The following is an 18,748-nucleotide window of genomic DNA, read 5'->3' on the forward strand; positions in this document are numbered from 1 at the left end:
GATCATCCCTGGTCTGACGATGGGACATGGCGGCGCCGCACGGCTCCGTCAAGGATTGCCCGTGACAAAGACGGCCCTGCTTCGCCATCATCGGGCCATGCATCTGTCCCCGACCCTCGCCTGGCTCGTCGATGCCGCCTCGGATTGCCCCGGGGCGGACCGCCTGCTCGCGGAACTCGGCGCGCATCTGATCGCCGATGGCATGCCGCTTGCGGCAGGCGCGCTGACGCTGGAGGTGCCGCATCCGCTGATCGCGAAGCGGACCTGGCTGTGGCGCGCCGAGAGTGGCAGCGTCATCGAAGCGCTCGGCTTCGCGCCGGGCGGCCTTGCGCCCGACCCGCCCAACGATGGCGGTCGGCGCTGGCTGCGCGAGGTCGAGGGCGGCGAGGTGCACGAAGATGTCGTTGGACGGCCCGGCGGGCCGTTGCTCGGCTGGATCGGACCGCGTCCGTTCACCGCGGATGAAATCGAGCGATTGCGCCAGGCTGCACGCTTCGCGGCGACACCTCTTGCCGTGCTCGCCGCGCGCGCCACGTTGCGGGCGACGCTGGATGCCTACCTCGGCAAGCGCAGCGCGGAGCGGGTGCTGGCGGCGCCCCTGCGGCGCGATCTCGGCGAGACCATCCAGGCCGCGCTGCTCTATGCGGACCTGCGCAATTTCACGATCCTCTCGGAAACCACGCCGCCGGCCCAGGTCATCGCGGCACTCGACGCCTGGTTCGACCGCATCGCCGGTGCGGTTCATGCCTTCGGCGGCGAGGTGCTGAAATTCATCGGCGACGGCGTGCTCGCGATCTTTCCGGTGGTCGAGGTATCCCCGCGCCGCGCCTGCGAAGCGGCTCTCCGCGCGGCAAGTGCGGCCGAAGCCGGGATGGCCTATCTCAACGCCGAGCGCCGCGCGCAAGGGCTGCCGCCGCTCGCGTTCGGCGCCGCGCTCCATCTCGGCGAAATGCTCTGGGGCAATATCGGCGCCGCCAACCGGCTCGACTTCACGGCGATCGGTCCTGCCGTCAATCTCGCCAGCCGGCTGGAAGGCTTGTGCAAGCCGCTCGGCCGGACGGTGCTGGTATCGGGCGCACTCGCAGCCGAGACGGAGATGCCGCTGATCGCGCTCGGTGAGCATGCGTTACGCGGCATTGCTAAGCCTTGCGAGGTGTTTACTCTGCCGGAGACGCAAGCTCTGCCATCGTAGCCCGGATGAGCGCAGCGACATCCGGGATCAGACCATCCCGGATGTCGCTGCGCTCATCCGGGCTACGGCACTACGATTCGTGGTTGATTATAGCCCGCCCATCTTGCAGACGAGCTTCCATTCCTCGGCCGTCACCGGCTGCACCGAGAGGCGCGAATATTTCACCAAGGCCATGTCGGCGAGCTTCTTCTCGGCCTTGACCGCGACCATCGTCACCGGCGTCTTCAGGGGCTTGTCGGCCTTGATGTCGACGCAGACGAATTTTTCGGTCTTGTCGGTCGGATCAGGGTAGGCCTCCTTGATGATCTCGACGATGCCGACGATCTCCTTGCCCTCGTTGGAATGATAGAAGAACGCCTTGTCGCCCTTCTTCATGTTCACGAGGTTCTGGCGCGCGGTGTAATTGCGCACGCCGGTCCAGGCCTCGCCCTTGGCGCCCTTCGCCACCTGCTGGTCCCAGGACCACACCGACGGTTCGGATTTCACCAGCCAGTACGCCATGCTCATTCCTCTGCCTTGAAGGGACGCGTCAACAGCCCCGAGATCGCGGCGTCGATCGTGCTGCGGCCGCTCAGGATCGACGCGACCGCTTCTGATACCGGCATCTCGATGTTTTGCGAAGCCGCGAGTTCGATCAGCACCGGCGCGGTGAATTCGCCTTCGGCAAGCTTGCCGGCGGACGGCTGCTCGCCGCGCCCGAGGGCGAGGCCGAGCGCAAAGTTGCGCGATTGCGGGCTCGCGCAGGTGAGGATCAGATCACCGAGGCCGGACAGGCCGGTGAGCGTCTCGCTGCGCGCGCCGAGCGCGCGGCCGAGGCGCGTCAGCTCGGCAAAGCCGCGGGTCGTCAGCGCCGCCTGGGCCGAGGCGCCGAGCTTGCGCCCGACCGCAATGCCGACGGCGATCGCCAGCACGTTCTTGGCGGCGCCGCCGATCTCGACGCCGCGGATGTCGGTGGAGTGATAGGGGCGGAATGTCGGTGAGCCCAGCGCCTGCACCAGACTGCTCGCCAGCACCTCGTCCTTCGCCGCCAATGTCACCGCCGTCGGCAGGCCGCGCGCGACGTCGTCGGCAAAGCTCGGACCCGACAGGATCGCCGGCTCCGCATGCGGCGCAGCCTCCGCGATCACGTCTGTCATGAACTTGTGGGTGCCGTGCTCGATGCCCTTGGCGCAGGCGACGACCGGTACCGGCTTCGTGATGTGCGAGGCCAGCATGTTGACCGCGCCGCGCAGGTGCTGCGCCGGCGTCGCGATCAGCAGCATCTCCGCGCGCGACGCCTCCGCGAGATCGCTCGTCACCACGATCTCCGGCGCGATCCGCACGCCCGGCAGCCGCGGATTGTCGCGGGTCGATGCAATCCGCGTCGCATGCTCCGCGTTGCGTGCCCAAAGCGTGACGCTCCGCCCTGCGCGCGCCGCCACCGTCGCCAGCGCCGTTCCCCAGGCGCCCGCTCCGATCACCGCAACGGATTGGAATGCGGTCATCGTCAGTATCCCGCCCGCGTCTTGCCGTAGCCGGCCGGCGCGGTCGCATTGGCGTCGAGCAGCCAGCGTGCGCGCGGCTGCGCCTCCATCGTGTCGGTCATGCCCAGCGCGAGGCGCTCGGCGCCGGCCCAGGCGATCATCGCGCCATTGTCGGTGCAGAGCGCCGGCGGCGGCATGATCAATTGCGTCCCGGCCTGCCGCGCCACGTCATGCAGCGCACCGCGGATGGCCTGATTGGCCGCGACGCCGCCGGCGGCCACGAGCGCGCGGGGCGCGCCGAACTGCTCGCGGAAAAGCTTGAGGCCAACGCTGAGCCGGTCGGCGGTCGAATCCAGCACCGCGGCCTGGAAGCTCGCGCAGAGATCGTTGATGTCCTGCGCCGTGATCTCAGTGAGCCGGCTCGCTTCGGTGCGGACTGCCGTCTTCAATCCGGACAGCGAGAAATTGGCATCGGGACGCCCCTGCATCGGCCGCGGGAACGCAAACCGCGTGGCATCGCCGTTTTCCGCCGCGCGTTCGACCTGCGGGCCGCCGGGATAAGGCAGGCCCAGCATCTTCGCGACCTTGTCGAAGGCTTCGCCGATGGCATCGTCAACGGTGGTGCCGAGCCGCACATACTGGCCGACGCCGGTGACCGCCACGATCTGGGTATGGCCGCCCGAGGCGAGGAAGAGGCAGTAGGGAAAATCGATTCCGTCGGTGAGGCGCGGCGTCAGCGCGTGCGCTTCCAGATGGTTCACCGCGACCAGCGGCGTGTCATGCACCATCGCGATCGCCTTCGCGGTGGTGAGTCCGACGATGACGCCGCCGATCAGCCCGGGCCCTGCGGCCGCGGCGACGCCGTCGAGCTGGGCATAGTCGATGCCGGCCTCGTGCATGGCGCGGTCGATGATCCCGTCGAGCACGTCGACATGCGCGCGCGCGGCGATCTCCGGCACCACGCCGCCGAAGCGGGCATGCTCCTCGACCTGCGACCGCACGATGTTGGACAGGATCTTGCCGCTGCCGCCGGGCGCACGCTCGATCACCGCCGCGGCGGTCTCGTCGCAGGTGGTTTCGATGCCCAATACCAGCATTGGCGAATCGTTATCCAATTTGCGCCCTTGCACTCATCCGTAAAGCAGAGTTCTGGTAAGTCCGGTAGCATTCCGGGGTCGGCTTGCGCAATCGTCACGCGCGGCCATTCCGGCGAAAGCGTCACCGTCACGCGGTTCGGGAACACACGCGATGTCCATTCTTGTCACACGGCCGCATCCCGACAATGAGGCGACGGCGGAAAATCTGCGCGCGCGGGGGCATGTGGTGCTGCTCGCGCCGGTGCTCAAGTTCGAGCCGGTCGCCTTCCATGACGAGAGTGAAGCGGGCTATGGCGCCATCATCGTCACGTCGGCCAATGCGATCCGCGCCGTCACTCCGCAATTGCAGGATCTTGGCTCAAAGAACCTCGGCCTTTTGGAGCTGCCTCTGTTCGCTGTCGGCGAGCACACCGCGTCTGCCGCGCGCGACGCCGGTTTCGGCAGGGTCATCGTCGCCGGCGGCGATGCCGCAGCCTTGCGCGACAAGGTCGTGCAAAGTGCGCGCGACAAGGTGCTGAAGAAAAAAAGCACGCTGCTTTATCTTGCCGGCGCGGATCTGTCGCGCGATCTCGGCGGTGAGCTCGGTGCGGAAGGATTCAGCGTGGTGACGCAGACCACGTATCGCATGGCGCCGGTCAAGCATCTGCCGCGCACGGTCTGCGAGGGTTTTGCCGCCCACGGGGTCGAGGCGGTGCTGCACTACTCCCGGCGCAGCGCCCGGGCCTTCCTGGACGCAGCCCGGGATGAAGGCGTCGAAATTTCGGCGCTGGCGATCCCGCAATGCTGCCTGTCCGAGACGGTCGCCGGCGTGTTGCGCGATGCCGGCGCGTCGCAGGTTCTGGTGGCCGCGACGCCGGACGAAAGTGCCTTATTTGACACCTTGGAGCGTGCTTTGCGTACCCGTTTGGCGTAAGAGGTCGGGCCGAATCCGACGTAATCGGGTCCGGCCCAAAAGGATCTATGCCAGGATCTGTGCAAGGTTATGGAAGTGTGAGGAACCGTCACGATGGCCGACGACAAGCCTGAAGACGCAGGATTGGCTCCCGACACCGGTCGCGCCAAGCGCACCCCGCCCACCATCGATCTGGAGGCAACGGAAGTCTCGACCCAGCCGCAGGACGTGGCGGGCGAGCCCGAGGCTCCGCCGGCGACCGAGCAGGCCGCGCATGAGCAGGAAAAGGTCGAGGAGACCAAGTCCGAGCCTCAACCCGAGTCAGCCGAGGAGCAGCCTTCCATTGCGCCCGATTCCGCCTCGCGGCCGATTTCCCCTTGGGTCGTCGCACCGTTCTCCGGTGCGGTGGCCGCAGCAATCGTGATCGCAGTTGGCTGGATGCTGGGCTGGCCCGCGGTGCAGGCGCCGCCGGCCGCGCCGCAAGTGACGAGCGCGACGGTCGATGCGCTCAGCGGTCGCGTCGCGGCTGTCGAGGCCAAGGCCGGCAAGCCCGTCGCCGATCCGGCCATGGCCGCGCGGATCGACGCGCTGGAGAAGTCGGCGAGCTCGCTACGCAGCGACATCGCCAATCTGCGCGCGCAGTCCGACAAGACCGCGAGCGCGCTGAATGATACCAAATCCGCGCCGCGCCCCGCTGCGTCCGATATCGCCGCTCTCACCGACCGCATCGCGCAGCTCGAGCGCGCCAGCAAGACCGAACGCGCCGAGCTCGCGCAGCAGGGCGAGAAGATCGCCGATGCAAAAGCGGTGGATGACAAGCCGCTGCGCTTTGTGGTGGCGGCGACCCTGCTCGATGTCGCCGTGCGCCATGGCGATCCCTATCAGTCGCAGCTGTCCGCGGCGCGTTCGCTCGCCGCCAAGCCCGACATGCTGAAGCCGCTCGATACGTTTGCATCGTCGGGCATCCCGACGCCGGTCGCGCTCAGCCGCGAGCTGCTCAACATCGTGCCGAAATTGTCGCCGCCGGCGGAAGCCCCGGCCGCGGGTGCCGGCATCGTCGAGCGTCTTCAGGCGGGAGCATCGAAACTCGTGCGCATCGAGCGCACCGACGGCGTCGGCAACGATCGCGGCGCCATCGTCGCCCGGGTGACGGCGGCGGCGCTCCGCAACGATTTCGTGGAGGCGCGGCGCGAGCTGAAGACGCTGCCCGAGGCCGATCGGGCGCCGGCGCAGGCCTGGCTCGACAAGGCCGACGCCCGCGACGCCGCGCTCGCCGCGTCCCGCAAATTCGCCGACGATGCCATGGCGGATCTCGCCAAATCTGCTCAATAAGATTCGCGCAACAATCAGCGCGTAATAGGGATCGCCATGCTTCGCATCGTCCTTTTCCTTGTCCTGATTGCGCTCGCCGGCGCCGGCGCGGCCTGGGTTGCCGACCAGCCCGGCAATGTCGTGCTGACCTGGGGCGGTTTTCGGGCCTCACCAAGCATTCCGGTGTTCGTGCTCTTGCTTGGTCTTTTTGCGGTCGCAGTCGTGCTCCTCTGGAGCATCCTGACGATGCTCTGGCGTATGCCGGGCCGCATGCGCCGCCGCCGTCACGAAAAGCGTCATGCGCGCGGCCGCCACGCCATCACCCATGGTCTGCTCGCGATCGGTCATGGCGACACCGCGCTCGCCCGCCGGCACGCCGAAGCGGCGCGGCGGCACGCGCCGAGCGATCCGCTTGCGCTGCTGCTGCATGCGCAATCGGCTCAGCTCGAAGGCAATCGTGACGAGGCCCAGCGCGTCTTCCGCGCCATGGCCGAGCGCGAGGATACGCGCCTGCTCGGCCTGCGCGGCCTGTTCATCGAGGCGCAGCGCTCCGACGATGCCGTCGGCGCCGTGATGATCGCGGAGGAAGCGATCAAGCTGTCGCCGTCCTCGACCTGGGCCTCGCATGCTGTGCTGGGCTTCCGCTGCGCGCGCGGCGACTGGAGCGGCGCGCTCGCGACCCTCGATTCGAATCTGTCCGCCGGCCTGATCGACAAGCCGGCCTATCGCCGCCAGCGCGGCGTGCTGCTCACCGCGCGCGCGCTGGAATTGGAAAAGATGGACCGCGATGTCGCGCGCGAAAGCGTGATGGAGGCGATCAAGCTCGCGCCGACCCTGGTCCCTGCCGCGGTGCTCGCCGCAAAATTCGAGAGCGAGGCGCATCAGGTGCGCCGCGCCATGAAGCTGGTCGAGACCGCCTGGCTCGCCAATCCGCATCCCGATCTCGCGGAAGCCTATGCGCATGTGAAGCTCGGCGATTCCGCGCGGCAGCGCCTGCAGCGGGCCGAGACGCTCGCGGCCAAGACGCCGGCCGACAAGCCGGGCCATGTCGAGGGCCAGCTCGCGATTGCGCGCGCCGCGATCGACGCCTCCGAGTTCGCCCGCGCCCGCCAGGTGCTCGCGCCCTATCTCAACGATCCGACCCAGCGCGTGGCGCTGCTGATGGCCGAGATCGAGCGCGCCGAGCATGGCGATAGCGGCCGTGCCCGTGCCTGGACCCTGCGCGCGGTGCGCGCCCGCCACGATCCGGCCTGGACCGCGGACGGCTATGTCAGCGACCGCTGGCGCCCGGTCTCCCCGGTCACCGGCCGGCTCGACGCCTTCCAGTGGCAGACGCCGGTCGCGAGCCTGCCCTCGGACAAGGGGACCACGATCGAATCCTCGGCCTTCGAGGAAGCCATGCTGGCCGCCCCGCCGCCCAAGCGGGTGACGGCAAGCCCGAGCGAGAGCCCGGCGGAACCGGCCGTGGCTGCACCAGCCCCGGCGCCGGCCGCCCAGGACAATTCACCCCCTGAGAGCAAGGAAACGGCCAAGGAGGCCGTCAAGGAAACCGTCAAGGACGAGCTGGCGCCGGCCCCGGCCGAGCCGGTCAATCCGGCCCCCGAGCCCGCCGAATCATCACCGCCGGCGGCAACGCCGGTGTTCCGGACCCGCGCGGACCTCGGCAAGCCCGCCCCCGGCCCGATTCCCGCCGTCATCCCGATCGTCCGCGCGCCGGATGATCCCGGGATTGATGACGAGGGGCCGAGCGATGAATTTACGGAACAAATCGGCACGCCCAAGGCCCATGCAAAGGCCCAGGCCGGCGGCTGGCGCGGATTCTGGTCCCGCTGGGGCGCGTGAGGCGCATTTCAGACCCCGCTTGTCCTTGCCAATTCGGGCCATGCCCGATATCAGGGGCGCGCGTATCGGGACCGGCATCGCCCGGGTTCCGGCAGGGTTCGCCGCAATAGCTCAGTCGGTAGAGCACGTCATTCGTAATGACGGGGTCGGGGGTTCGAATCCCTCTTGCGGCACCAGCGCCTTGATCCCTCAGATTGCTATCAGCGTGTTTGCCGACCACACCTCGGCATTCGCTTGCGGCGCCAGCTGCGTGACGTCTGCCACATAACCTTGCACCCCGCCTCCCCTAGTGTCCGCGTCACGCAAACACGGGGGGATTTCACGTGCGCAAGATCATTCTGGTCGCCGCCATGGTGCTGGCTTCCGCATCTGCCCAGGCCGGCGACCGCAGCCTGTCGCTGGCCGCGACACCCGAGCGGACCTCGTCTCCGCCAGCCGCGGCGACAACCGGCGCCACGGCACAGGTCAGTGACGTCGCACCCGCCAGCGAGGCTCCGAAATATGTCGATCGTCCGCCGGCGATTCCGGCTCCCGCGCCGGCTGCGGTGACCGCTCCCACCACGACTACGACGACTCCAGCGCCGTCGACGACGACCAAGCCCGCGAGGACCGCAAGGGCGGAGAAGCCGAAGCACAGGCGCAGTTGGACTGAGCGTCGCATCATCAGCGAGCTGCATCGTCACGGCATCTACTGGTAAGCGGTCGCTCGCTCCAAAAAAGCAAATGGCCGGGCAAAAGCCCGGCCATGATTCGTTTTGAAGCGTTTCGATCGAGCTTACTGCGAGACCGTCTGCACCACGCTCGAGATCGGGCGCGTGTTCGTGCCCGCGGTCGGCACTTTCAGATCCTTCAGGAGCGCCTCGTCATATTCCGGCAGCGTCTGGAAGGTCGTCTTGGCCTTCATCTGCACGATCTTGTAGCCGCCAGCCTTGAGCCGCGCCAGCAGCGCCGGCAGGGCTTCGCCGGTGTGCTTCTGGAAGTCGTGCATCAGGATGATGCCCTTGCCGAGCTTGTCGAGCCTCGTCATCACGGTCTCGACGATCTTCTCCGGCGTCGCTCCCTTCCTGAAGTCGAAGGAGTCGATGTCGGTCGAGAACATCGCGACGTTGCGGGTGCCGAAATAGGTCACCATCGCCGGATTGTGCTGAAGCTGCGGGAAGCGGAAGAACGGTGCCGGGTTGGTGCCGAGCGCGAACCGCACTGCGCTGAAGCCTTTCTCGACCTCGTCCTTGACCTGTTGCTCGGACATCTTCTTGCTGTTCAGGTTGACATGCGACCAGGTGTGCGTGCCGACCGTGTGGCCCTGGGCCAGCACCTGGCGCAGGATCTCCGGATGGTAGGTCGCGTGCTTGCCGACCGAGAAGAACAGGCCCTTGGTGCATTCATCCGCGAGCGCCTTCAGCACCGCGGGCGTGTTGACCGGCCACGGACCGTCGTCGAAGGTCAGCACGACCTCCTTCTCGGTCAGGAAGTCGAACTGCTTGAAGTGCTCGAAGCCGAAGCCCGGACCGCCTGTCGTGTCGATCTCGACCACGCGAGACACGCCCAACGCGTTCGGATTGGCGCAGGCCTGCCTCGGCTGAACTGGCGCGACCGGGGCGGGCGCAGGCGCGGGTGCCTGGGCAACGGCCGTTGGCTTGGCCGCGATCGTCGCGGTGGTCGTGACGTCGTCCTTGGCGGCGATTTTCGCCTGTGCCGGCAATGGATCGGCGGCACGGGCGGCAACTGTCTTGGGGGCGCCCTGATCGGCGCTTGCGGAATAATAAAACCAACCGCCGGCGGCGATCACGACCGCCGCAACTACACTGGCCAGCATCAGGCCCAACGCATTACGCATCGCTACTCTTTCCAATTACGCAACCAAACCGGCGGAATTTCCCGCGCGACGAGCCATTAATGCGAAGGAACAGTTAACGTGACACCAACACGACAGCGGATGCGGAGGAATTTCAGCAAGGTGCGCCAAAGTGACCGAAGTCACAGAGGGAGGGGCTCTCGTGACCGTCATCACAGTGGAAACGGTTTTGCTGGAGCATCGTAGTTCCCATTAACAACGGGCCCGCAGCGGCGGCGCCAATGGGAGCTTCAAATGACCACGTCGTTCACTGCCAAGTCCTGCACTACCAAATCCCTGAGTAGCAAGATCCGCGACACCGGCCTGGCGCTGGGCTTTGCCGCCATCATCTCGGTCGTCTCGACGACCTCGAGCTTCGCCTTCACGGCCGAAGCGCAGCAGATGTGCACCGGCGATGCCTTCCGCCTGTGCTCGTCGGAGATTCCCAACATCCCGAAGATCACGGCGTGCATGATCAAGCATCGCTCCGATCTGAGCGCCGGCTGCCGCGCGGTGATGGACAAGGACCTCGCCAAGGGCGCCTCACGCAAGGTCGCTGACGCGCAGGACAAACAGTAACGCGCAGCGCCGCAAGCGTTGCGATTTAAGAGCTCCCCTCGCGATGCGCCCCGGCGTCGAGCCGGGGCCACGCAGGCGGTGTCATGCAGCCTGCCAATAAAGCCGTTGCGGCTGAGGGATCGTCGCACTAGCTTCGCCCGCACATTCTTCCGGGTAAGAGGCATTACGCGATGACCAGATTTCTTTTTGTTGTTTCCCTGCTCTTGTGCGCATCCGCCGCCTCCGCGCAACAGCAGCCCGGACATGACGCCTGCGCGCGCGATGTCAGCCGCTTCTGCCGCGCCGTGATGAACAATGGCGACGGCGCCGTGCTCGCCTGCCTGAAGCAGAACCGCACCCGCCTCAGCAAGGCCTGTGACAAGGTGCTGACGGATCACGGGCAGTAGTGATCCCCGTAGCCCGGATGAGCGCAGCGATATCCGGGATTCTCTCCCTGCGGCGAGACTGCCCCGGATTGCGCTGCGCTCCATCCGGGCTACGAACTCACCTACGTGCTGCTCCCCGCCGCGGTTGCGACCACCGGCAGCACCTCGCCGCCCGCGCGGTCCGGTGTCTCGTCCTTCCAGCGTACTGAGCCGAACGGGCGCTCCAGCATGCGGCGGACGCGCACCGGATCGGGGCCGATGTGGAAATCGATCGCCTGCTGATGCAGCGCGCGTTCGGACAGGGTCGAGCGGTTGCGCTGGCGCAAGTAGTCGAACCAGGTTGGGCAGTGATAGCGCTCGGTCCACAATTCGGGGTCGGCGATGTCGCGCGCGATCGACCAGCCATAGGCGCCGTTGCGCTGCCTCGAGAGCTGCACGTCCTGCATCACATTGTGGAAGGCGCGCGCGTTCTCCTGGGCGACGCGATACTCGATCTCGACCACCAGCGGTCCGCTGCGGCCGGTGAGCGACAGCCTCACCTCGGGATCGGCGAGCACCTCGGCATCCTCGTTGCGGGCGCCGACGCGCGGCATGGTGAGCCAGATTCCGAGCAGCGGCGAGAGCAGCATCAGGCCGGCGGCAACGAGCAGCGCGACCTCGACGCCGGCATAGTCGGTGAGATGGCCCCAGCCCCAGGCGCCGATCGCGATGCCGCCGGAGATCGAGGCCTGGAACGCCGCCAGCGAGCGGCCCGCGACCCAGCGCGGCGCCGACAGCTGCACGCCGATATTGAACAGCGCCACCGCCGCCATCCAGACCGCGCCGGCGAGCACCAGCGCGGTGGCCGTCAGCACCGGCTCGGTGCTCACGGCGAGGGCGGCCATCGCAAACGCCATCGAGATGGTGCAGGCGCGGATCGCGGCCTCGCCGCTCATGCGCTTGCGCAATTCGTGGATGTTGAGCGCGCCGACCACCGCGCCCATGCCGAACGCGCCGAGCATGATGCCGTAAGTCTGCGCGCCGCCATGCAGGAGGTCGCGCGCCACCAGCGGCATCAGCGCCATGATGGCCCCGCCGATCAGGCCCATCACCAGCGTGCGCAGCAGCACGATCTTGATTGGCGGCGAATTGGTGATGTAGCGGAAGCCCGACACCATGGCGCGGTTGAGTTTTTCCCGCGGCAGGCGCGACGGCTCCACCGAGCGGCGCCAGAGCAGCAGCACCACCAGCAGCGGCAGGTAGAGGATTGCATTGCAGGCAAACGCCGCCACTGCGCCGAGCGCGGCGACGATGACGCCGCCGACTGCGGGGCCGAAGCTGCGCGCGATATTGTAGCTGATGCCGTTCAGCGCGACCGCGGACGGCAGGGCTTCCGGCGGCACCTGCTCGCTGACCGAGGATTGCCAGGCCGGCCCGAACAGCGCGTTGCCGCTGCCGACGACGAAGCAGAAGGCGAGCAGCGTTTCCGGCGTGATCAGCTTGAGGCCGGCCAGGATCGTCAGCGCGCTCGCGCCGGTCAGCGCGATCGCGAGCGAGACCAGGGTGACGGTGCGGCGGTCATACATGTCGGCGATGGCGCCGGCCGGCATCGAGATCAGCATGATCGGCAGCATAAGTGCGGTCTGCACCAGCGCCACCTTGTCCGCCGAGGCCGCCATCTGCGTCATCGCCCAGGCCGCGCCCACGCCCTGGATCAAGAGACCGAGATTGGAGAGCAGGCTGGCGAGCCAGATGCGCCGGAATACGGTGAACCGCAGGGGGGCGGCGATGCCCTCGCCGGCGAATTTCTGACGGTTCGGCTGCTCGGTCATATCCCCTTCCATATGGGCTGGCAGAAGTGGGCTTGGAGTGGTCTTCGGGTGATTCCGGCAAAGTCAGTGATGCCCGCGAAAGTCCTTCGCTGTCCAGTGGTTAGGCCGGTATAAGCGGTGCAAAGATGGTTTTGCCGGGGAGGAACAGATGAGGCTGTCGCGACGGACGATCCTGCTGGGAGCGGGCACCTTGCCTTTCGCGGCTGCGAGCTTGCGGACGGGCGCGCTGGCCCAGACGGCGCCCGCAGCGCAAAACGCTGACGTGCCGCCGATCCTGTTTGTCCACGGCAATGGCGATTACGACGCGCTCTGGATGACGACGCTGTGGCGGATGGAATCCAACGGCATCGCGCGCGATCGCATGATGGCGATCAATTTCACCGATCCGCTGGCGCGCAGCGACGACAAGGTCGAGCAGGCGAACCGCTCCTCGACCGAGGACCAGCGCCGCGAGCTCGCCGCGGCCATCACTGAACTGAAGCGCCGGACCGGAGTTCCGCGCGTGGCCCTGGTCGGCAGCTCGCGCGGCGGCAATGCGATCCGCAATGTGATCAGAAGCGGCGGCGCCGGCGATGTCAGCCACGCCGTGCTGTGCGGCACGCCCAATCACGGCGTGTTCGCGACCGACGACCAGCCCAACAACGAGTTCAACGGCCGCGGCGCGTTCCTGCGCGGCCTGAACGAGGGCGAGAGCGAGGTGACGCCGGGTGTTGCCTTCCTCACGCTGCGCAGCGACGGCATGGACAAATATGCGCAGAGCGACGGCCGCTTCATCGGCAAGCCGGGAACGCCGACCAATGTCACGGCCGAGGGGCCCGAGCTGAAGGGTGCCACTAATCTCGTGCTCGGCGCGCTCGACCACCGCGAGGTGGCGTTCCACCCGCGCGCCTTCCGCGAGATCTACAAGTTCATCGCCGGCCGCGAGCCCACGCGCATCGCAATCGTGCCGGCACAGAGCGTCTTGCTAAGTGGACTCGTCACCGGCACGCCCGGCGGTGTGTCGACCAATCGCCCGGTCACGGGTGCAACCGTCGAGATCTTCCGCGTCGATCCTGATACCGGTGAGCGCAAGGGCAGTGCCGTGCACAGCGCCAAGACCGGCGCCGACGGCCGCTGGGGGCCGGCGCAGGTCGATCCGACCTGGTCGCTCGAATTCGTCCTGGCGGCGCCGGATGCGCCGACCACGCACATCTATCGTTCGCCCTTCCCGCGCTCGTCCGACGTCGTGCACCTCCGGCCCGCGCGCCCGCTCGGGCCGGCGGACAAGGACGCCGGCGCTGTCGTGATCATGTCGCGTCCGCGCGGCTATTTCGGCCTGCCGCGGGACGTGGTGCTGTTCGACGGCAAGGAGCCCGCCGACGTCAAACCAGGCGTGCCCACCGATGCGGCAGCAACATTGCGGCTTCCGGCCGCAGAGATCGGGCGTAACATCGTGGCCCAGTTCGGCGAAGAACGGATTGTGGCACGCCTCTGGCCGGCCGCCGAGAACAGGATTGCGATTGCCGAGCTGACTTACTAGCTATTCATCTGCGCCAGATCTGCGGGAGCGAGCCATGAATATCGCCAGCGTACGTCGGCCCATCGTCCCCCCGGCGCCGCCGCGTGCGCCGGACGACATGTCGTTCCTTGGTAAGCTCGCGGTGATCCGGCAGAACATGATCGCGACCTGGGCGCAGCGCGCCTATGAGGAAGACGTCATCAAGGGCCGCTTCCTCTTCCGCAACAGTTTCATCCTGAACCAGCCGGACGCGATCCGGCATGTCCTGCTCACCAATTACGAGAATTACACGCGCACGCCGGCCGCCATCCGCATGCTGCGTCCGGTGCTCGGCGAAGGTCTTCTGATCGCGGAAGGGCACTCCTGGACCTTTCAGCGCCGCACGCTCGCGCCGGCGTTCACGCCGCGCGCGACCGCAAATCTCGTCCCGCACATGACCGCGGTGCTCGACGAGACCATCGCCAAGCTCGATGCGCGCACGAGCGAGCCGGTCGACCTGCGCGAGATCATGCAGCGCATGACGCTCGAGATCGCCGGGCGCACGATGTTCTCGTTCGGCATGGACCGGCACGGCGCGACCTTGCGCAATTTCGTCATGGAATATGGCGAGCGGCTCGGACGTCCGTATTTCCTCGACATGCTGCTGCCGGTGTCCTGGCCGACCCCGATGGATCGTGCCCGCGCCCGCTTCCGCAAGCGCTGGACCGAATTCGTTTCGATGCTGATCGCCGAGCGGCGCAAGATGGGCAAGAAGGACGGTGCGCCGCCGCGCGATCTGTTCGATCTCATGGACGAGGCGCGCGATCCCGAAACGGGCAAGGGCTTTTCCGACGCGCAGCTCATCGACGAGGTCGCGACCATGATTCTCGCGGGGCACGAGACCACGGCGACGGCGCTGTTCTGGGCGCTCTATCTGCTCGCGCTCGATCCGGAGACGCAGGAGGAAGTCGCCTCCGAGACGCGGGGCGAGCATCTCGACAGCATGGCCGATATCGACCGCCAGAAATTCACCCGCGCCGTAATCGATGAGACGATGCGGCTTTATCCGTCCGCGTTCCTGGTCGCGCGGGCCGCGCGCGAAAAGGACAATGCCGCCGGCGTCGAGATCGGCAAGGGCGACGTCATCATGATCGCGCCGTGGTTGCTGCACCGGCACGAAAAGCTGTGGGATCAACCAAACGCGTTCATTCCCAAACGCTTCATGTCGAAAGAGCCGCCCGACCGCTTCGCCTATCTGCCGTTCGGCGCGGGCCCGCGCGTGTGCATCGGCGCGCCGTTTGCGCAGGCCGAATCCGTGCTGGCGCTGGCTCGGCTGATCGGCGCCTTCCGGGTCGAATTGGCCGACACGACTCCCGTGATTCCGCATGGCGTCGTCACGACCCAGCCGGATCACTCACCCATGTTCCGCATCACGCGTCGATGACAGGCGCTCGTCCTACCGATGGCGTGATTCAACAGAGATAGAGCCCCGCCATGAGCGACATCCAGGCCCAGTTTTCCGTTCTGAAGCAGACCGCCGATGCGAAGGTGGTCGATGCGATTGCAGATCTTATCGAGCATGGCGAGGATCACGAGCTCAACCGCGTCAATGTGCTTGATTTCTCCACGCAGCACAGTCTCGACGAGGAGCGCGTGATCTCTGCCTTCCTGCATTCGGCGCGGCTCGGGCTGTTCGATCTCGGCTGGAACGTGCTGTGTCCGGGCTGCGGCGGCGTGCTCGGGGCGCACTCGACCTTAAAGGCACTCAAGCCCGATGATTACCACTGCGCGCTCTGCGCCTGCGGCTACAAGGCCTCGGTCGATGACCAGGTCGAGGTCTCCTTCACCGTGAACCCGCGCGTGCGGCGCATTGCGGCGCACGATCCCGACACGCTTCCGGTGTGGGAATATTTCAAGCAGGTGTTCTGGAGCTCCGGCGTCGACTTCAACAAGGAATCGTTTGCGACGCTCGCCAACGAGGTGACGCTGGATACGATGGAGCTGCCGGCCGGCGAGAAGGCGACCATGTCGCTGCAATTGCCAAACGACTTCGTCATCATCTTCGAGCCGGTGACGCACGCCGCCCATTTCATCGACGTCCAGGGCGAGCCGACCAAGGACCGCCAGCAGCTCGCCATCATGTACAACAAGGTGCAGGCGCCGACGGGGACCACGACCATGCGGCCGGGTCCGCTGCGATTGTCGCTGGAGAACCAAGCCGGCGTGCGCGTGCTGCCGTCGGTGTTCATCGCGGCCGAGGCACTCCATCATCTCATTGGCAAGCGCAAGCCGTTCCTCACCGCCAAGCGGATGCTGTCGAACCAGACGTTTCGCGACGTGTTCAAGGCGGATAATCTCAGTCTCGACCAGCGGCTCCAGATCACCTCGCTGACTTTCCTGTTCACCGATCTGAAGGGCTCGACCGCGCTCTACGAGCGCGTCGGCGATCTCGCCGCCTTCGACCTCGTGCGCGCGCATTTCCATGCGCTGCTCGAAATCATCTCCTCGGAGAAGGGCGCGGTGGTGAAGACCATCGGCGATGCCGTGATGGCGACCTTCATCCGTCCCGAGCATGCGATCGTCGCTGGCCTGCGGATGCGCGCGGCGATGGACGAGCTCAACAAGCAGCGCGGCACCACCGACCTCATCGTCAAGATCGGCATCCACGAGGGGCCGTGCCTCGCGGTGATGCTCAACGAGCGGCAGGATTATTTCGGCCAGACCGTCAACATCGCCGCGCGCGTGCAGAGCCTGTCGACCGCGCGGGAGATCCACATCACCGGGCCAGTGGCGGATGCGCCGGCGGTCGCCGAACTGCTCCAGCAGCGCGAGATCAAGCCGATCCAGAAACAGGCCGCGCTACGCGGCATCGCCGACAAGATGGTGGTGTACGAGATACCGTAATAGTTGATGTCGTCCTGGCGAAAGCCAGGACCCATTACCCCAGGGAGTTGTTTGGCGAAGACTCGTGGTTCGGTACTTCTACCGCGTACACTCGATAGATTCCGCGGTATGGGTCCTGGCTTTCGCCAGGACGACATCGGTGGAGTCGGCCATCAGCCCGCCCAGATTGCAGAAACGTAATGCGCGCGCCGAACTGACGCACGTTGCGCCGGTTGAGTTTCCCGCTCATATAATGCCGGTAGCCGCCGCACCCCGCGGCGGCATCGATTTCGGTAGGACCTTATGCTCGACGGCCTGCGCCAATTCATCGCCGACATTGTTGCCCCCCAGGCTCAGGACCGCGCATTCGGCGACAGCGACTATCGGCTCGCGGCCACTGCGTTGCTGGTCCACGTGGTCTCGCTGGACGGCCAGCCGAGCGCTGCCGAGCAGCGCAAGCTGCACGGCCTGATCGAGAGCCATTTCGGGCTCGATCGCGGCAAGGCCGATCGCCTGATCGCCGATGCGACCGAGGTCGAGGGCGAGGCCGTCGATCTCTATCATTTCACCAGTGTCATCATGCGCTCGCTCGATGAAGTGGGCCGCAAGCGCATCGTGCAGATGATGTGGGAGCTGGTTTATGCCGACGGCCAGGTCTCGGAGTTCGAGGACAACGTCGTCTGGCGCGCCTCCGACCTGCTCGGGATTTCCCAGCGCGACCGGATCGAGCTCAAGCATGCCGTTGCGGAGCATGCCGGTGGGCAGGTGCAGGACAGCGCCGTCGGCGGTTGATCCGCGCAAACCGGCTGGCGGCCGGTTGTGCTGATCACATGACGAAACTTTAATGTGGATGATGTTCACCCATATTTGCCCGTAAATTTCCGGGTTTTCTGCTTTCCCTGATGTCCGCTCAAGCGGCCATGCGGCTGGCGACGCTTGCCTGTCGCGCACAGCCTATGCTCTCGTTCCGCCATTGCGGGACCAAAAAACTTCAATTCAAGAGACATCGATCGTGACTGAGCGGGTAACGTTGATCACCGGTGCCTCGGCGGGCATAGGCACGGAGCTGGCGCGTGTATTTGCCGCCAATGGACACCGCCTCGCGCTGACGGCGCGACGGGCAGACCGGCTGGAGGCGCTCGCGAGTGAGCTCGCCGCCAAGGGCGGCAAGAAGCCGATCGTAATCACGTGCGATCTTCAGGACGCTGGCGCCGGCGATAAGATCGCCGCAGCGCTCAAAGCCGAAGGCGTCGAGCTCGATCATCTCGTCAACAATGCCGGCTTCGGTGTGTTCGGCGATGCCATCGAGTGCGATCGCGCCGATCAGGTCGGCATCGTCGATGTCAACGTGCGGGCATTGACCGATCTGTCGCTGCGCTTTGCCGATCAGCTCATCAGGAACAAGGGTGGACTTTTGAATGTCGGATCGGTCGCCGGCTTTCTGCCCGGCCCCGGAATGGCCGTCTACTACGCCTCCAAGGCCTATGTGATTTCCCTCACCGAGGCACTGCGGGCAGAGCTCGCGCCGCGCGGCGTTCGTGTCACCGTGCTTTGTCCGGGTCCGGTGCCCACCGAATTCCAGGCCCGTGCCGGTGTCGGGTCCGGGCACAATACGGCGCTTCTCAACGTTTCGGCTCCCGATGTTGCCAGGCAGGCCTATCAGGGCCTGATGGCCAACAAACGGGCAGTGCTTCCGGGGCTCGGCATCAAGATTGTGCCGTTCGCGCTGCGGTTCTTTCCGCGCAGCTTCATCCTGTACGCCACCAGCCGGTTCCAGCGGCAGAGGCACTAGAGCCCCGTTCCGATGAAATCGGAACTGGACTCTAGATTTCTTGTTTTGACGCGTTTTCTTTACGCGAACCGGTATCCACTTCGCTCGAAAACGCTTTGAAGACAGCCTGAAGCGACCGTAGTGGCCCGGAGCTTGCTTCGACGGTGTGGCGTGTGTGCGCAAACTCACACGATGTTAACCATCGCTTAGCTATGCTGGCGGTCTGAACTG

17 protein-coding genes and 1 tRNA gene are annotated in these 18,748 nt (G+C 66.4%); 13 read left to right on the forward strand and 5 right to left on the reverse strand.

Annotation, left to right across the window (positions count from 1 at the left end):
• The first annotated feature begins 97 nt into the window (after positions 1 to 97).
• Entirely contained in the window at positions 98 to 1,192 is a 1,095-nt protein-coding gene (locus JQ592_RS23625) for an adenylate/guanylate cyclase domain-containing protein (protein ID WP_211405276.1), read from the forward strand.
• A gap of 87 nt (positions 1,193 to 1,279) precedes the next feature.
• Here the strand turns inward: JQ592_RS23625 and JQ592_RS23630 are convergent, their stop codons facing one another.
• Genes JQ592_RS23630 through tsaD form a run of 3 tightly spaced genes read right to left on the reverse strand, consistent with a single transcriptional unit; the run spans position 1,280 to position 3,752 of the window.
• Positions 1,280 to 1,693, reverse strand: coding sequence for an EVE domain-containing protein (locus tag JQ592_RS23630; protein WP_211405182.1), 414 nt, complete (start codon positions 1,691 to 1,693; stop codon positions 1,280 to 1,282).
• Positions 1,694 to 1,695: 2 nt separating this feature from the next.
• Positions 1,696 to 2,676, reverse strand: a complete 981-nt coding sequence (locus JQ592_RS23635) for an NAD(P)H-dependent glycerol-3-phosphate dehydrogenase (protein WP_211405183.1) — start codon at positions 2,674 to 2,676, stop codon at positions 1,696 to 1,698.
• A 2-nt stretch (positions 2,677 to 2,678) separates the two neighbouring features.
• Entirely contained in the window at positions 2,679 to 3,752 is a 1,074-nt protein-coding gene (gene tsaD / locus JQ592_RS23640; RefSeq protein WP_211405184.1) for a tRNA (adenosine(37)-N6)-threonylcarbamoyltransferase complex transferase subunit TsaD, read from the reverse strand.
• A gap of 151 nt (positions 3,753 to 3,903) precedes the next feature.
• Between tsaD and JQ592_RS23645 the strand changes: the two genes are divergently transcribed.
• The 5 genes from JQ592_RS23645 to JQ592_RS23665 all read left to right on the forward strand — a co-directional run bounded on the left by JQ592_RS23645 (position 3,904) and on the right by JQ592_RS23665 (position 8,495).
• Positions 3,904 to 4,665, forward strand: coding sequence for a uroporphyrinogen-III synthase (locus tag JQ592_RS23645; protein ID WP_211405185.1), 762 nt, complete (start codon positions 3,904 to 3,906; stop codon positions 4,663 to 4,665).
• 93 nt (positions 4,666 to 4,758) lie between these two features.
• On the forward strand, positions 4,759 to 5,976 hold the full coding sequence (locus JQ592_RS23650; protein WP_211405186.1) for a COG4223 family protein: 1,218 nt from the start codon (positions 4,759 to 4,761) through the stop codon (positions 5,974 to 5,976).
• A gap of 36 nt (positions 5,977 to 6,012) precedes the next feature.
• The gene (locus JQ592_RS23655) at positions 6,013 to 7,797 is read left to right on the forward strand and encodes a heme biosynthesis HemY N-terminal domain-containing protein (protein WP_211405187.1); all 1,785 of its coding nucleotides are present in this window, start codon (positions 6,013 to 6,015) and stop codon (positions 7,795 to 7,797) included.
• Between the two features lie 100 nt (positions 7,798 to 7,897).
• Positions 7,898 to 7,973: transfer RNA gene (locus JQ592_RS23660), tRNA-Thr, on the forward strand.
• A 147-nt stretch (positions 7,974 to 8,120) separates the two neighbouring features.
• Positions 8,121 to 8,495 carry a hypothetical protein gene (locus JQ592_RS23665; protein WP_211405188.1) on the forward strand — a complete coding sequence of 125 codons (375 nt, stop codon included), beginning with the start codon at positions 8,121 to 8,123 and terminating at the stop codon, positions 8,493 to 8,495.
• Between the two features lie 77 nt (positions 8,496 to 8,572).
• Here JQ592_RS23665 and JQ592_RS23670 read toward each other — a convergent pair whose 3' ends face one another.
• Positions 8,573 to 9,634 carry a polysaccharide deacetylase family protein gene (locus tag JQ592_RS23670; RefSeq protein ID WP_211405189.1) on the reverse strand — a complete coding sequence of 354 codons (1,062 nt, stop codon included), beginning with the start codon at positions 9,632 to 9,634 and terminating at the stop codon, positions 8,573 to 8,575.
• 252 nt (positions 9,635 to 9,886) lie between these two features.
• Here JQ592_RS23670 and JQ592_RS23675 point away from each other — a divergent pair, with 252 nt between their 5' ends.
• Entirely contained in the window at positions 9,887 to 10,210 is a 324-nt protein-coding gene (locus JQ592_RS23675; RefSeq protein ID WP_211405190.1) for a hypothetical protein, read from the forward strand.
• Between the two features lie 170 nt (positions 10,211 to 10,380).
• On the forward strand, positions 10,381 to 10,596 hold the full coding sequence (locus JQ592_RS23680) for a cysteine rich repeat-containing protein (RefSeq protein ID WP_211405191.1): 216 nt from the start codon (positions 10,381 to 10,383) through the stop codon (positions 10,594 to 10,596).
• Between the two features lie 101 nt (positions 10,597 to 10,697).
• On the opposite strand, the gene JQ592_RS23685 is transcribed toward JQ592_RS23680, so the two are convergent.
• Entirely contained in the window at positions 10,698 to 12,386 is a 1,689-nt protein-coding gene (locus JQ592_RS23685) for an MFS transporter (RefSeq protein ID WP_211405192.1), read from the reverse strand.
• Between the two features lie 148 nt (positions 12,387 to 12,534).
• Here JQ592_RS23685 and JQ592_RS23690 point away from each other — a divergent pair, with 148 nt between their 5' ends.
• The 5 genes from JQ592_RS23690 (at position 12,535) to JQ592_RS23710 (ending at position 18,538) form a co-directional block, all read left to right on the forward strand.
• Positions 12,535 to 13,905 carry a hydrolase gene (locus tag JQ592_RS23690; RefSeq protein WP_211405193.1) on the forward strand — a complete coding sequence of 457 codons (1,371 nt, stop codon included), beginning with the start codon at positions 12,535 to 12,537 and terminating at the stop codon, positions 13,903 to 13,905.
• Between the two features lie 34 nt (positions 13,906 to 13,939).
• On the forward strand, positions 13,940 to 15,307 hold the full coding sequence (locus JQ592_RS23695) for a cytochrome P450 (protein ID WP_211405194.1): 1,368 nt from the start codon (positions 13,940 to 13,942) through the stop codon (positions 15,305 to 15,307).
• Between the two features lie 50 nt (positions 15,308 to 15,357).
• Positions 15,358 to 16,767 carry an adenylate/guanylate cyclase domain-containing protein gene (locus JQ592_RS23700; protein ID WP_211405195.1) on the forward strand — a complete coding sequence of 470 codons (1,410 nt, stop codon included), beginning with the start codon at positions 15,358 to 15,360 and terminating at the stop codon, positions 16,765 to 16,767.
• A 282-nt stretch (positions 16,768 to 17,049) separates the two neighbouring features.
• A complete protein-coding gene (locus JQ592_RS23705) occupies positions 17,050 to 17,538 on the forward strand; it encodes a TerB family tellurite resistance protein (RefSeq protein ID WP_211405196.1) in 489 nt (162 codons plus the stop codon).
• A 220-nt stretch (positions 17,539 to 17,758) separates the two neighbouring features.
• A complete protein-coding gene (locus JQ592_RS23710) occupies positions 17,759 to 18,538 on the forward strand; it encodes an SDR family NAD(P)-dependent oxidoreductase (protein WP_211405277.1) in 780 nt (259 codons plus the stop codon).
• Positions 18,539 to 18,748 lie beyond the last annotated feature (210 nt).

The organism is Bradyrhizobium iriomotense (genome assembly GCF_018129405.1).
Taxonomy (GTDB): Bacteria; Pseudomonadota; Alphaproteobacteria; order Rhizobiales; family Xanthobacteraceae; genus Bradyrhizobium; species Bradyrhizobium iriomotense_B.

Bases quoted from the DNA above. Each gene is read 5' to 3' on its own strand.
- JQ592_RS23625 (WP_211405276.1), top strand. From the start codon at position 98: ATGCATCTGTCCCCGACCCTCGCCTGGCTCGTCGATGCCGCCTCGGAT.
- JQ592_RS23630 (WP_211405182.1), bottom strand. From the start codon at position 1,693: ATGGCGTACTGGCTGGTGAAATCCGAACCGTCGGTGTGGTCCTGGGAC.
- JQ592_RS23635 (WP_211405183.1), bottom strand. From the start codon at position 2,676: ATGACCGCATTCCAATCCGTTGCGGTGATCGGAGCGGGCGCCTGGGGA.
- tsaD (WP_211405184.1), bottom strand. From the start codon at position 3,752: ATGCTGGTATTGGGCATCGAAACCACCTGCGACGAGACCGCCGCGGCG.
- JQ592_RS23645 (WP_211405185.1), top strand. From the start codon at position 3,904: ATGTCCATTCTTGTCACACGGCCGCATCCCGACAATGAGGCGACGGCG.
- JQ592_RS23650 (WP_211405186.1), top strand. From the start codon at position 4,759: ATGGCCGACGACAAGCCTGAAGACGCAGGATTGGCTCCCGACACCGGT.
- JQ592_RS23655 (WP_211405187.1), top strand. From the start codon at position 6,013: ATGCTTCGCATCGTCCTTTTCCTTGTCCTGATTGCGCTCGCCGGCGCC.
- JQ592_RS23670 (WP_211405189.1), bottom strand. From the start codon at position 9,634: ATGCGTAATGCGTTGGGCCTGATGCTGGCCAGTGTAGTTGCGGCGGTC.
- JQ592_RS23675 (WP_211405190.1), top strand. From the start codon at position 9,887: ATGACCACGTCGTTCACTGCCAAGTCCTGCACTACCAAATCCCTGAGT.
- JQ592_RS23680 (WP_211405191.1), top strand. From the start codon at position 10,381: ATGACCAGATTTCTTTTTGTTGTTTCCCTGCTCTTGTGCGCATCCGCC.
- JQ592_RS23685 (WP_211405192.1), bottom strand. From the start codon at position 12,386: ATGACCGAGCAGCCGAACCGTCAGAAATTCGCCGGCGAGGGCATCGCC.
- JQ592_RS23690 (WP_211405193.1), top strand. From the start codon at position 12,535: ATGAGGCTGTCGCGACGGACGATCCTGCTGGGAGCGGGCACCTTGCCT.
- JQ592_RS23695 (WP_211405194.1), top strand. From the start codon at position 13,940: ATGAATATCGCCAGCGTACGTCGGCCCATCGTCCCCCCGGCGCCGCCG.
- JQ592_RS23700 (WP_211405195.1), top strand. From the start codon at position 15,358: ATGAGCGACATCCAGGCCCAGTTTTCCGTTCTGAAGCAGACCGCCGAT.
- JQ592_RS23705 (WP_211405196.1), top strand. From the start codon at position 17,050: ATGCTCGACGGCCTGCGCCAATTCATCGCCGACATTGTTGCCCCCCAG.